The sequence below is a fragment of the Salinibacter sp. genome, from assembly GCF_042218895.1.
Taxonomy (GTDB): domain Bacteria; phylum Bacteroidota; class Rhodothermia; order Rhodothermales; family Salinibacteraceae; genus Salinibacter.
Map to the genome: position 1 here is coordinate 1,670 of NZ_JBDGQQ010000053.1, position 12,993 is coordinate 14,662.

General features: G+C 68.1%; 10 protein-coding genes. 7 read left to right on the plus strand and 3 right to left on the minus strand.

The genetic code is table 11. From position 1 onward, the window contains the following. Window positions 1-131: 131 nt before the first annotated feature. Window positions 132-647: a YIP1 family protein gene (locus ABEL04_RS05655; RefSeq protein WP_375801412.1), complete on the minus strand. Its 516-nt coding sequence runs from the start codon at window positions 645-647 to the stop codon at window positions 132-134. A 434-nt stretch (window positions 648-1,081) separates the two neighbouring features. Between ABEL04_RS05655 and ABEL04_RS05660 the strand changes: the two genes are divergently transcribed. From ABEL04_RS05660 to ABEL04_RS05690, 7 genes are all read left to right on the plus strand, one after another. After that, window positions 1,082-3,133 (plus strand): hydantoinase/oxoprolinase family protein, encoded by a 2,052-nt coding sequence (locus tag ABEL04_RS05660; RefSeq protein WP_375801413.1) that lies wholly within the window; start codon window positions 1,082-1,084, stop codon window positions 3,131-3,133. 90 nt (window positions 3,134-3,223) lie between these two features. Continuing rightward, window positions 3,224-3,808: an RNA polymerase sigma factor gene (locus ABEL04_RS05665; RefSeq protein WP_375801414.1), complete on the plus strand. Its 585-nt coding sequence runs from the start codon at window positions 3,224-3,226 to the stop codon at window positions 3,806-3,808. After that, window positions 3,798-4,835, plus strand: coding sequence for a FecR family protein (locus ABEL04_RS05670; protein WP_375801415.1), 1,038 nt, complete (start codon window positions 3,798-3,800; stop codon window positions 4,833-4,835). Before ABEL04_RS05665 ends, ABEL04_RS05670 begins: the two co-directional genes overlap by 11 nt. Window positions 4,836-4,897: 62 nt before the next feature. Then, a complete protein-coding gene (locus ABEL04_RS05675; RefSeq protein WP_375801416.1) occupies window positions 4,898-7,714 on the plus strand; it encodes a carboxypeptidase regulatory-like domain-containing protein in 2,817 nt (938 codons plus the stop codon). A 60-nt stretch (window positions 7,715-7,774) separates the two neighbouring features. Then, entirely contained in the window at window positions 7,775-9,355 is a 1,581-nt protein-coding gene (locus tag ABEL04_RS05680; protein WP_375801417.1) for a hydantoinase B/oxoprolinase family protein, read from the plus strand. Window positions 9,356-9,451: 96 nt separating this feature from the next. Next, a complete protein-coding gene (locus ABEL04_RS05685; RefSeq protein WP_375801418.1) occupies window positions 9,452-9,649 on the plus strand; it encodes a hypothetical protein in 198 nt (65 codons plus the stop codon). Beyond that, window positions 9,646-9,906, plus strand: coding sequence for a type II toxin-antitoxin system RelE/ParE family toxin (locus tag ABEL04_RS05690; RefSeq protein ID WP_375801419.1), 261 nt, complete (start codon window positions 9,646-9,648; stop codon window positions 9,904-9,906). The genes ABEL04_RS05685 and ABEL04_RS05690 overlap by 4 nt, the downstream gene beginning before the upstream one ends. Window positions 9,907-9,942: 36 nt before the next feature. Here ABEL04_RS05690 and ABEL04_RS05695 read toward each other — a convergent pair whose 3' ends face one another. Both ABEL04_RS05695 and ABEL04_RS05700 read right to left on the minus strand, forming a co-directional pair. Further along, the gene (locus tag ABEL04_RS05695) at window positions 9,943-10,314 is read right to left on the minus strand and encodes an ArsR/SmtB family transcription factor (RefSeq protein WP_375801420.1); all 372 of its coding nucleotides are present in this window, start codon (window positions 10,312-10,314) and stop codon (window positions 9,943-9,945) included. Window positions 10,315-10,463: 149 nt separating this feature from the next. Beyond that, a complete protein-coding gene (locus ABEL04_RS05700; protein ID WP_375801421.1) occupies window positions 10,464-12,926 on the minus strand; it encodes a heavy metal translocating P-type ATPase in 2,463 nt (820 codons plus the stop codon). Window positions 12,927-12,993: the final 67 nt, after the last annotated feature.

A 12,993-nucleotide genomic window follows, 5' to 3' on the forward strand; every position in this document is an offset into this window, starting at 1 on the left:
TGGAGATCAGCGCGGCCCACCCGGACGCCCGGGTCGTGACGATCATCTGCGACGGCGGCGAGCAGTACTTCGACACGCTGTTCGACGTGTAGAAGCCAGCCCCCCGGTACGCACGGGCAAGCGCCGGGCGGTTAGCCGGGAATTGCCGCCATGCCACCGGTAAAGATGCTCGCGATTGCGGCGATCACGACGTAGGCGAGAAAGCCGATGATGATCGTCACGAACGTTTTCGTGTTGTCGAGGTCCAGGCCCTGTCGGATGGCGACGAAGCCGGCCACGAGGGCCCAGATGCCCCCGACCAACGTCCCAAAGCAGGGAATAATCGCGAGGATCAGCGGGGCGTTCGCGAAGCCGATCACACGGAGCATCTCCCCGAGATCGGCCTGGCCCTCAAAGAGGGTCGTTCCGATCCAGTAGGTGAGGGCCGACCAGACGACCCATCCGATGAAGGCGGCGACGATGGTGACCAGGAACCCCGCACCGACCCCTCCGCCCCAGATAAAGGCTGAAAACGAGCGTCCGATGGCCTGGCACACGGCCGCGATGGCCACCACGCCTGCAGCCTGTCCAGTGGCGGTCGTATCGTGCTCGATCTGTTCGAAGGTGGGTACGTCGAGTTGAAACACCCCGATAATGCGCTGAACCATGGGACGGCCTCCATTTTCGAAAGGTCTGGTGGATGGGGGTCTCTCCTTACTCAGTTCCTGGGAAAAACAGGTAGATTTCAGGTGATAGGACCACAATAACTTGCATCCTCGAAAATGAAAAGCTCTGGCATGTAATCATGGGACGATCGGGCCTTGAATGTGGCCTCTCGAACCCAGTGACGGCGAGCGTGCTCGCGGTCGCCGGGCCCCACCCGCCCTGTAGGACGCCAAGAAGTGTTTTTGGGTGCTCCCACTTTCTTTCTCTCCGTGGGCATGATCTATGACGCATGTGGAGAGATCTCCCCTTCGTCCAGGCGAGACGAAATATGCGATTGCCGCGAGTACCGTGGAAGCTGATTGGTCGTCTGCCCCATCGCCCAAGCACTGTCAGTGCAGCCACGAGACGAGTGCTCTAGCTCCAGTCTTGACGTTCCATGCCGTCCCCGTCCCCCGAGTCTCCCAGTGCGCCCCCAGCCGTCGGCGTCGATGTCGGCGGCACCTTCACCGATTTTGTCGTCGTCACCGACGAGGGCCTACAAGTCCACAAAGAGCCCACCACGGACCCACAGCACGAGGCGGTTGTCGCAGGGCTTGATCGTCTGGAGGTTGGCCCCACCGCGCCCATCGTCCACGGCACCACCACGGCGACGAATGCCCTGCTGGAACGGCGCGGCGCCCGCACGGCGCTGGTGACCACGGAGGGCTTCGCCGACGTGCTCGTCATTGGCCGCCAGAACCGGCCCGACCTCTACGACCTGCAGCCCTCGCGTCCGTCCCCGCTCGTTCCGGCCGAGCGGCGCCACGAGGTCCCCGAACGACTGAGTGCCGACGGTGAGGTGCTCGCGCCCCTCGACGAAGACGCCGTGCGGCAGGTGGCGCGGATGCTTGCTGAGCAGGATGTGAAGAGCGTGGCCCTCGTGTTTCTGTTTTCGTACCGGGATCCAGAGCACGAGGAGCGGGCCGCCGAGATTCTGCGGGCGGCCCTTCCGGACAACGTGCCGATCACGCGGAGCAGCGCCCTCCTCCTCGAGTACCGCGAGTACGAGCGCACGGCCACGACGGTGGTCAACGCCTACGTCCGCCCCCCGGTGGAGCAGTACCTGGCCCGGCTCGACGAGACGCTGGGGGAGCGCCCCGTCCGCGTCATGCAGTCGAACGGCGGCACCATCGGGCTCAACCTTGCGGCCGAGCAGGCCGCCCGGCTGGCCCTGAGCGGTCCGGCCGGCGGTGTGGTGGGGGCCCTCGGCGTGGCCCGGCGCGCCCTGAACACCGACGCGCCCCGCATCATGACGCTCGACATGGGCGGCACGAGTGCCGACGTGGCCCTCTGCGACGGCGCGGTGCCGCGCACCACCGAGCACACCATCGCGGACCTGCCGCTGCGCCTGCCCGCCACAGACATCCACACGGTGGGGGCGGGCGGCGGGAGCATTGCTCACGTCGACGCCGGGGGCAGCCTGCGGGTGGGGCCGGAAAGTGCGGGGGCCGAGCCGGGGCCCGTCTGCTACGGGCGCGGCGGCACCGAACCCACGGTGACCGACGCGCACCTCGTGCTGGGGCGCCTGGCGGCCGAGCACGTGCTGGGCGGGGCGGAGACCCTCGACATGGCCCCCGAGGCGGCCCGCGAGGCGGTGGCGGCGCTCGGGGCGGACCTGGGCCGGTCGGCGGAGGAGGCCGCCCTTGGCATTCTTCGCGTGGCCAACACGACCATGGAGCGGGCGCTCCGGCGCGTCTCGGTGGAGCGGGGGCACGATCCCCGCGACTACACGCTCGTTGCCTTCGGCGGGGCCGGGCCCCTCCACGCGGTGGCGCTGGCTGAGGCCCTGGGCATGAAGCGGGTGCTGGTCCCGCCCGCGCCCGGTGTTCTCAGCGCCCTCGGCCTGCTTATGGCCGACGTGGTGTACGACACGTCCCGCGCGGTCCTGACCCGCGCCGCCGCGCTCCGGGACGATCCCGCGCCGCTCCGCGAGGCCGCCGCTGCCGTGGAACGCGAGGTCCAGGACGTTCTCGCCGACCACGGGACGCCGGCGCTCGACGTCAAACTTGATGTGCGCTACGCGGGGCAGAGCTATGAGGTGAGCGTGCCGCTGGAGACGCCGATCACCGGTGCGGCCGTCGACGACGCCATCCAGGCCTTCCACGACCGGCACCGCCGCCGCTACGGCCACGCCGATCCGGACGAGCCGGTGGAGGTGGTGGCCCTCCGCGGACGGGGCACCGTCGCCGTCCCGCCGCCGGCCCTGCCCCGAGAACCCGAAACGAGCCGGCCCCTAGACGATGCCGTGCTGGGGACCCGGCCGGTCTGGTTCAACGACGAGCCAACCCCAACGACCGCCTACGCCCGAACGGACCTGCACCACGGCCACGCGTTCGAGGGCCCGGCCGTCCTCCATCAGTACGACGCAACCCTCGTTGTCCCCCCTGGATGGCGGGCCCGCATCGACACCTGGCGGAACGTTTGGATCGAGCGGCGGGCCGGGCGGTAGGCGGAACTGGTCATTGGAGCCGAGACACGTGTTGGAGACACGCACGGGGTGATTCTCCCTCCCGCTAACTCCGGAGTTTCCGACGGTCCCATGCCCGACGCACCGCCGTTTGAGGAGTGGTGCCGGCGCCTGAAGGCGTCGGACCGTTCCGCATACGCCGAGCTGTTTGAGGAAATGTACGAGCCGCTCTTCCGGTACGTCCGGTCGATCGTTCAGGGGCCGGAGGCCGCCCGGGACGTGACGCAGGACGTGTTCATTCGGCTGTGGGACGCGCGGGCGTCACTCGTGCCGGAGCGGTCCTTGGAGGCGTACCTCTACCGGATGGCGCGGAACCGGGCCTACAACCACGAACGCACCCGACGCACCCGAGCCGAGAAAGAAGAGGACGTGCGCGACAAATCGGCCGCCCAGCCGGCCCCGCTGGAGCCTCCTGACGCGCAGGCGGCGGCCAGTCAGTTCGAAGATCGGCTCTGGCAGTGGATCGGAGAACTCCCCGATCGGCAGCGGGAGGCCCTCACCCTAAGTCGCTTCGAAGGCCTGAGTCACGACGAGATCGCGGAGGTGATGGGGATTTCGCCGCGGACGGTCAACAACCACATCGTGCGGGCCCTGAAGCACCTGCGCGAGCGCATTCGCGATCACGAACCCAACCTGCTCGACCGCGATGAGCACTGATACTCCCCACATCCCCCCTGAGCTCCGCGACCGGCTTCGAAAAGAGTCGCCCGAAGAGCGGGCTGATCTTGAGGCAGTCTGGGACCTGCTCGGCACGGCGAAAGGGACCGCTGGCGAGGCGGCCGACCCCGAGGCAGCCTGGGCGGACTTGGCAGAGCGCCACCCGGAGCTAGCTCCCACTCCGGAGAACGGAGAGCCGGACCCCGCAGACCCCGAGGCCACATCCCGGCGCGAGCAGCGCCCGGCGCGCCGGCCGCAGCACCGCCGGTCCCCGCAGTGGGCCTGGGGGCTCGCCGTCGCCGTCGTCGTGCTGGTGGGAGGGCTCTGGCTGTGGCAGCGGCCGGTGACAGTGACGGCCCCGGCCGGCCAGCAGCAAACGGTGTCCCTCCCCGACGGGTCGACGGTTGAGCTCAACAGTGGGACGACCCTCACGTACCGCCGCGCCTTCCAGTCCTGGCCCTTCGTGGACGCCCAGCAGCGTGTCGTGCGTCTCGACGGGGAGGCCTTCTTCGAGGTAGTCGAGGGAGCGCGTCCCTTCGAGGTCAAAACGACGACCGCTCAAGTCTCCGTGGTGGGAACCCGCTTCAACGTGACGGCCCGAACCGCGGGGAAGACCGGCACGAAGGTAACCGTGGTTCAGGGGCGCGTTCGGGTTGCTCCCCGGACCCAGCCGACGGATACCGTCGTTCTGTCTAAGCCCGGTTACATGAGTCACGTGGCGGCGGCGTCATCGTCGCCCACGGCGCCCCAGCCAGCCCCCGTCGACCACATCCTCGCGTGGCGCGACGAGGGCTTCGCGGTCCATGCCCGGCCGTTGTCGGCAGTGATCCAGGCACTCGAGCGGCGCTACGATAAGGTCCTTCGTCTCCATCCGTCCGTCCGCCGGCCCGACGCCCCCGTTTCGCTCTACTATCCAACACCGACCGATCTCGAAACCATCCTTCACGACCTCTGTACAGCCCGCGATCTGAACTATCGTCCCACGAGCCGGGGATTTGAGATCTTCGCGGGATCGAACGGCCCGTAGAGGGGTCGCTCTCCTCCGTCCCGTTCTCTCAGCCGCCCCAACACAGCGCGTCCCGGCCACTTATGACTGCCACTCCGGTCTCATTGCGCGGAATCGGTCTTCTGGCAGTGCTCCTCCTCTGGGGGATCGGGGGACAGGCCGTGGCCCAGTCGACGGGCAGTGAACCTGCCTCGATCAACGTTCAGGGCGTGCCCCTTGGCCAGGCGCTGGAGCAGGCGGCTGCCTCGGCCGGCATCAGCCTCGTGTACGACTTCGCGCTCGTCGAGGGACACCGGGCGTCCTGTACGGCCCGCAATGTCGCCCCGGCTGCGCTCCTTCGCTGTCTGCTTGAGGAGCACCCGATCGATTACGTCCGAACCTCGGAGGGAACGTACGTTCTCCAGACCGCCGTCCGCCGTCCCCCTCGGCGAGGCCAACTGACCGGAAGCGTTCGGGGTGGAAAAAGCGGTCGTCCACTGGTGGGGGCCCACGTGCGGCTGCCGGACGCCCAGCAGTTTGCGGGTGCGGTGACCGACTCGGCGGGACGGTTTCGGCTGACAGGGCTCGTGCCGGGTCCCCACACTGTCGTGATCAGCCGCCTCGGCTACGCCCGTCATGAGGCCACTGTTCGTGTGCCGCCCGGGGGAGCGGCCCGTCACGAAGCAACACTTGCCCCGGCCCCTATCGTTGCGGACTCGGTCGTCATTGACGCCGATCGATACGGCTCGTCCTCTGCTCAAGGGGGCGAAGATCGGGTGTCGGCCGCGCAGCTACGCCAGCCGGTGGGGGCGGGCCCTCCCGACGTGCTCGACAGGGCCAGCACCCTCCTCGGACTAACCACCTCGGCCCCCTACGCCAACCTCCACATTCAGGGCGGGGACGCAGGGGATCATCGGTTTTACCTCGACGGCGTGCCGGTTCGGAACCCGACGAGTGCGGGCCAGCTCCTGGGAGCGTTCAGTCCCCTGGCCCTCGACGGGTTGACGGCCCGGAAGGCCGGGTTCGGCGTGCTGGGCGGGAACGCCCTGTCCGGCACCATCCACCTGAGGCACGACCTCTCGGGCCGAAAGTCCCGGTACGGGACTGTGCGGGTAACCCCGCGCAGCGTTGAGGGACGATTTCGGGGGACCGCGTCCCTGGGGACCGTCCCCGTGACGGTGATGATGGCCGCCCGGACCAGCGTCTGGGACGTGTATCAGGAGGCTGGTCTCCACGACCTTATCGACCGGTGGTCGACGCTCGATCCCGTGCTCGCGGCGGCCCGGACTCCCGCTGACACCTCTCTCGCGGGGGGCCATCTGGGTGCCCGGGCACAGCCCAGCGCGGGCTTCTACGACCTGCACGGCGCCGCCCAGTTCGACCTCGGTCCGGCGGAGGAGGTGTACGTGTCGGCCTACCATGGGGGGAGCCACCTCGGGGCCGACCTCGTGCTGGGGCGAAATGTCGGGGGGCGGTTCAGCGCTGCAGCCGGTACCGAGGCCTCGCTCGGTGGTGTGGTCGACACGTCGGCGTTTGCGTTGCCCACCCACGACGAGTTTTCGTGGGCGAACACGGCTGCGCAGGCCCGCTACGAAGCCCCTGTGACATCACGGACGACGGGGACCCTGCAGGCCTCCGTGAGCCACTATCGGGGCGAAACGCAATCCGAGGTTGGGCCCCTGAGACAGGACTCGCCGTCCGACGACTACACGTCCACGGTGGCCGCGGCCCGGCGGGCCGCGTACAAACAGGAGGGGATGAACAGCATATCGGAGGTCGATCTCGAAGGCCGCCTCGACGTCGCATTCTCGACCCGTGGCGGGCTCGCGCTGACGGCAACCGCGACGTACCAGAGCAGCCGCTTCCGGATCGGAAATGCGTTTGCCCCGCGGCTCCGGCACCGGGGAAAATCGGTCCGGCTCGCGACCGCCGCGGAAACGACCGTCGGGATCGGTCCCCACGCAACGCTCGAGGGAGGCATCCGTCTGACGGGGCTCCCGTCGCAGGCCCGACTGTTCGCAGAACCGCGGGGGCGTTTTCGCTACAACCGGTCGCTAGGCGCACTCGGAACGGTAGGGCTCCAGGTGAAGGGCGGTCTCTACCGACAATTCACGACACAGTTTGAACTCCGCCGAGACGGCGCCACGGCCGTCGTACCCACCACGCACGTGTGGCTTCCGGTCTCTTCGTCCATGACGCCGTCCCGCGTCTACCACTTCGCGGCCGACCTCACGTGGCGGCCGGGTGCTCACTGGCAGGTCGACCTAGAGGGGTACCGGAAGTGGCAGCCCCATCTGCTCGCCGTCGACTATCCGGCCCTCCGGAATACCCCCTCACGGCTGGGAGACACGCCAGGTGCCTCCCGCATCCTCGGTTCGAGCCAGGGGGATGCCTACGGCGGGGGCCTGCACGTGACGTACGATGGGCCCTCGCTGATGGGAGCGCTGCGGTACGAATATAGCCGGGCCCACCGAACCTTCCCGGGTCGCTTTGACGGCCGCTCGACTCCGGTCCCCTGGGTCAAGCCCCATCATCTCACCCTGAGCGCCGAGGTTCCCCTCGGGGAAGGCGTCGCCCTTGAGGCGCAGGGCGAGGGCGTGTGGGGCCGCACCTGGGGCTACCGACGGGCCTACTACGCGTACCTGACGCCCGCGGACCTTGAGGAGGCCTGGGATCGGATTCGTCTAGACCGACCGGGTACGCATGTCCTGTCCCCGCTCTACCGGCTCGACACGGGGCTCAGCATGACACAGTCCTGGGGCGGTGTTGAGGTCAAGGGACGGATCGGGATCGCGAACGTCCTCGACCGGAGAAACACCGCCGATTGGGCGTTGGAGCCCCACCGGAACGGTACGGTCTCGCGGTGGGCCCGCACCCTGCCGGGCCGACGGGCCACGATCTCGGTGCGCATTCGCTACTGATCGAGGCAGTTTTCATCTCTTCCGCCGTCTTCTGCTTTCCTGTATCCCTTCGATCTCTCGATGGACGGCGCTGACCCCATCCTCCTGGAGCTCTACCGCCACCGCTTTGAAGGGGTGGCCGACGAGATGGGCGTGACGCTCCGGCGCACCAGCTACTCGCCCAACATCAAAGAGCGGCTCGACTTCTCCTGCGCGGTCTTCGACGGGGACGGTGCACTGGTAGCCCAGGCCGCCCACATCCCTGTCCATCTGGGGGCCATGCCGGCGAGCGTGGACGCGGCCCGGGCCGCCGTCGACGCCTGGGCCGAGGGCGACGTGGTGGTGCTGAACGACCCGTACGAGGGCGGCACGCACCTGCCAGACGTGACGATGGTGTCGCCCGTGTTTGTGGGCGACGCCGACACGCCCGCCTTCTTCGTGGCGAGCCGCGCCCACCACGCCGACGTGGGCGGCATGACGCCCGGCTCGCTCCCCCTCGCCACCGAGCTGGTGCAGGAGGGCACGATTATTCCGCCCGTCAAATTGTACGAGGGCGGCACGCGCAACGACGCGCTCCTGCGGATGCTCCTCCGCAACGTGCGCACGCCCGACGAGCGGCGGGGCGACCTGGCGGCGCAGCGCGCGGCCCATTCGGTGGGGGCGGAGCGCCTGCAGGTCCTGACCAGCGCGCACAGCGCGACCGAGGTGACCACCTACGCCCGCCACCTACAGGCCTACAGCGAACGCCGGACGCGTGCGGCCCTGGCGGACTGGCCGGCGGGCACGTACGCGTTCGCCGACGAGCTGGAGGTACAGGGCGACGAGACGGCCACGATCCGCGTGACGGCGACGGTGGACGAAGAGACCGTCACGTTCGATTTTGTGGGCACCGACGAGGCGGTGGATGGCAACCTGAACGCTGTGCTGCCCATCACCGAGTCGGCGTGCTACTACGTGGTGCAGGGACTCACCGGCGGCGACATACCGGTGAATGCGGGCAGCCTGGCGCCGGTGTCTGTAACGGCGCCGCAAGGCTCGCTCGCGAATGCCGAGGCGCCCCACGCCGTGGCGGGGGGCAACGTGGAGACCTCCCAGCGCATCGTCGACACGGTACTCGGGGCCCTTGCCCCAGCGCTCCCCGACCGGGTGCCTGCTGCGGGACAGGGCACGATGAACAATCTCACGCTCGGCGGCGCCCGGCCCGATGGCTCCCCCTTCGCCTACTACGAGACCATCGGGGGCGGCATGGGGGCAGGGCCGGGAGGGGATGGCCTCAGCGGTGTGCACGTGCACATGACGAACACGCTCAATACCCCCATCGAGGCGCTGGAGCAGACGTATCCGTTCCGGATCGTCGCCTATCAGTTGCGGCCGGGCAGCGGCGGAGCGGGCCGGTTTCGTGGGGGCGACGGCCTTGTGCGCGTCTACGAACTGCTGGTACCGACGACCGCGACGATGCTCAGCACACGGCGCGTGCGGGGCCCCTGGGGACGCGAGGAGGGAGAGGACGGCGCCCCGGGGCGCACGGTGCTTGTCCATCCCGATGGAACTGAAGAAGAACTGCCGGCGCACTTCTCCCGACAGCTGCCGGCGGGCAGTCGCCTCCGCATCGAGACGCCGGGGGGCGGTGGCTTCGGCGTGCCCAACGATACCGCAGGATAACTGAACCGGGCCGGAACCCGCGGCGGGCGGGCCGCCTTCGTACGTTGCCTTTTAGGAAAATACGTTTCTTCGCACGCAGAAGACACGACCTCCCTCATGAATGTTGAGGAGCTTGAACAGGCCGTTTCCAAATTGCCTCCGGAGAAACTGGCCGAGTTCTCGGAGTGGTTTCGGGAGTATCGTGCCGACGTGTGGGACGAGCAGATCGAGCGCGACGCGAAGGACGGTCGGCTGGACGAGAAAATCGAGAAGGCGAAAGAGGACTACGAGGCCGGTCGAACGACGTCGCTGTGACCCATCGAGCCACGCCCGAGTTCTGGGAACACTACGAGCAGCTACCGGGCCACGTCCGGGCGAAAGCAGACCAGAAGTTCGAACTTCTGAAGAACGATCCGTCCCATCCCTCCCTCCACTTCAAGAAGGTCACGGACGAGCTGTGGTCCGTTCGGGTGAGTCTCGATTACCGTGCGCTAGGCACCGACATCAACGGGACGATCGTCCGGTTTTGGATCGGCCACCATGCGGACTACGATCGCATTCTGAGCCGCTGATCCCTGGTCTTGAGACCCGTCCGTACTGTGCCAGGGTCATCGGGATTCCGGCTCGGCCCCGTGGGTAAGAGCATTCTCTAGCATCTCACGCACGTGGTCGTCGGCGAGGCGGTAGTAGACGTGCCGCCCCTCGCGCTGGTGGGCGACGAGCCGCGCATCGCGGAGCACCCGCAGCTGGTGGCTGACGGCCGACTGGCTCATGCCGAGGGCCTCCACGATGTCGTGGACGCAGACCTCCCGGTCGCGGAGGAGGCACAGGATGCGCAGCCGGGTTTCGTTGGCAAACCCCTTGAGGAGGCGAACCGTCGCGTCGGTCACGGGGTCGGCCGGCAGCGCCTCCGAGAGCACCTCCTCGGTTCCACAGCTCGTGTCGAGCGTGTCGGAGTCCTCGGCGGTGTCGGGAGGCATAGGCACAAAACCGCGAGTTCGGGAAGATGACTCAGAATTCCCCAATACGCCGGAATTCCTCCGGTTCCGTGAGAGCGCGTCCAGAGGCGATGCGCGACCGAGCGTCGCCCGGTCCTCGGGACTCGACAGGCACCATGCAACGAGAGGTTCTACGGCGAATACCTCAGGAGACGGAGCGCGTTGCCCACCACGAGTAGCGTGGAGCCCTCGTGGAGCACCACCGCCGGGCCGATGTCTAGTCCAAAGATCGTGGCCGGCACGAGGACCGCCACCATGCCGAGCGCGATCCACAGGTTCTGTGTAATGACGCGGCGCGTCTGGCGGCTGAGCCCCACCGCGAACGGCAGGCGCGACAGATCGTCGGCCATTAGGGCCACGTCGGCTGTTTCCAGCGCCACGTCCGATCCGGCCGCGCCCATGGCGATGCCCACGCTGGCGTTCGCCATCGCGGGGGCGTCGTTCACACCGTCGCCCACCATGGCCACGTCCTCGTCGTTCTGGAGGACCCGCACGGTGTCCACCTTGTCGTCGGGCAGGAGGTCGCCGCGTGCCTCGTCGATGCCGAGGGTTTCCGCCACGGCGTCGACCACCCGCTGATTGTCGCCGGAGATCATCACCATCCGCCGGATATCGAGCTGTCGCAGCCGCTCCACCACGTCGGCAGCTCCCTGACGAGGCGTGTCGGCCAGACCAATCACACCGAGATAGGTCTCTCCTTTTCGAACGATCATGGTCGTCCGCCCCTTTGACTCCAGGGATTCGACCGTTTCCCGGAGAGCCTCGGGAAGAGAAGACCCGTCGATTTCGTCGAAGAGAGTGTCCTTCCCAACGTATACAGGGACGCCCCCGAGGGACGCTCGAATCCCTCGGCCCGTGATGCTCTCCAAACCCGTGGCGTCCGGAAGCGAGCGGCCGTCGAGATGCTCTTGGCCATGCCGAACGACCGCCTCCGCCAGCGGATGATCACTGAGCTGTTCGGTAGCAACGGCGACGCGGAGGAGTTCTTCCTCTAAGGTCCCGTTGTAGGGTCGCACGTCTGTGACCCGTGGCTTTCCTTCCGTGAGCGTACCGGTCTTGTCAAAGGCCAGGGCGCCGAGGCGGCCCAGCCGTTCGAGCGGCCCGCCGCCCTTCACCAGCACGCCGCCCTGCCCGGCCCGCGCCACCCCACTGAGCACGGCGCTGGGCGTGGCGATCGCCAGCGCGCACGGGCTCGCGGCCACGAGCACGGCCATCGCGCGGTAGAAGCTGTCGGCGAACGTCTCGTTGAGGGGAATCCAGGCGAACAGCAGAACGGCGACGAGGGCGAGGACGGCGGGCACGAAGATCCGCTCGAACCGGTCGGTGAACCGCTCGGTGGGGGCCTTCTCGGCCTCCGCCTCCGTCACCATCTGCACGACCCGTGAGATGGTCGATTCGCCCGCCCGCTTCGTCACGCGCACCGTCAGCGCCCCGCTGCCGTTGATGGTGCCGGCATAGACGCGGTGCGCCGCGCCCAGATCGGTCGGATCATCGACTGCGTCCGGCGTCTCGACCGGCTGCTTGTCCACGGGCACGCTCTCGCCGGTCACGGGCGCCTGGTTGACGGCGCTCTCGCCGTCGGTCACGAACCCGTCGGCCGGAATGCGCTCGTTCGGCTTCACGATCACGGTGTCCCCGATGCGCAGGTCGTCCACGGAAATCTCCTCCTCGGCCCCGTCGCGTCGGACGAGCGCGGTGGCCGGCGCCAGCTCGGCGAGCGACTCGATGGCCTGCCGGGCGCGGCCCATCGCGTAGTGCTCCAGGGCGTGGCCGAGGGAGAAGAGAAACAGCAGAAACGCCCCCTCCAGCCACTTCCCCAGCGCCGCCGCCCCCCCCGCCGCCACGAGCATCAGGAAATCGACCTCGAAGTCCCCCACGCGGAGCGTGTCGACGGCCTCCCGCACCGTGTAGTACCCGCCGAAGACATACCCACCGACGTAGAGCCCCCAGGGAATCCATTCGGACACGCCCCCAACGAACGAGAGCCCGAACCCGGCAGCCACACACACCCCGGCTACGATCGCGAAGATCAGTTCCGTTTTCTCGCCGAAGATGCCGCTATGGTCGTGTTCGTGCTCCTCATCGGTCGCGTGATCGTGGCCCTCAGTCGTCTCGTTCGGGGCCAGGTCGCGGGCATCGAGCACGTCCCCCCGCACCCGCACGCCCATCGACCGCAGCACGTCCCGAATGGGCTCTTCGCCGGTCGCGTCCCGGTCGTACTCGACGCGAATTCGCTCGGCGGCACTGGCCTCTGCCTCTAACACCCCGTTGATCCCGCGCAGCCGCTTGGCGATGGTGCGGGCGCGGCGCGGATGCGTGATGCCCTCCACGCCCCAGACGAGATGGCCGTACTGGTCGGTAATTTCGGTGCCGAGGCTCTTGGCCATCTGCCGGATGCGGGGCAGGGACACGGCGTCCGGGTCGTAATGAATGCAGAGGCAATCGGGCTCGCCGTTCGTGGCGGTCGCCACGTGCGCCCGGTCAATCCCGACGTGCTCCTGCAGGCTGCTCGTCAGGCGCTCGACGCAGGTGTCTTTCGCGTCGGGCACGTCGGGAAGGAGAATCGGTAGGTCGAGTTGGATTCGGTCGGCCATGGTCAGACGTTGGGTACCGATATCGTTGAATGCTGAGAAGCTGTTTGGTGGATTGATGCGTAGCCGA

Excerpts from the sequence above, each read along its gene's own strand:
- ABEL04_RS05655 (WP_375801412.1), bottom strand. The coding sequence starts at position 647 with ATGGTTCAGCGCATTATCGGGGTGTTTCAACTCGACGTACCCACCTTC.
- ABEL04_RS05660 (WP_375801413.1), top strand. The coding sequence starts at position 1,082 with ATGCCGTCCCCGTCCCCCGAGTCTCCCAGTGCGCCCCCAGCCGTCGGC.
- ABEL04_RS05665 (WP_375801414.1), top strand. The coding sequence starts at position 3,224 with ATGCCCGACGCACCGCCGTTTGAGGAGTGGTGCCGGCGCCTGAAGGCG.
- ABEL04_RS05670 (WP_375801415.1), top strand. The coding sequence starts at position 3,798 with ATGAGCACTGATACTCCCCACATCCCCCCTGAGCTCCGCGACCGGCTT.
- ABEL04_RS05675 (WP_375801416.1), top strand. The coding sequence starts at position 4,898 with ATGACTGCCACTCCGGTCTCATTGCGCGGAATCGGTCTTCTGGCAGTG.
- ABEL04_RS05680 (WP_375801417.1), top strand. The coding sequence starts at position 7,775 with ATGGACGGCGCTGACCCCATCCTCCTGGAGCTCTACCGCCACCGCTTT.
- ABEL04_RS05685 (WP_375801418.1), top strand. The coding sequence starts at position 9,452 with ATGAATGTTGAGGAGCTTGAACAGGCCGTTTCCAAATTGCCTCCGGAG.
- ABEL04_RS05695 (WP_375801420.1), bottom strand. The coding sequence starts at position 10,314 with ATGCCTCCCGACACCGCCGAGGACTCCGACACGCTCGACACGAGCTGT.
- ABEL04_RS05700 (WP_375801421.1), bottom strand. The coding sequence starts at position 12,926 with ATGGCCGACCGAATCCAACTCGACCTACCGATTCTCCTTCCCGACGTG.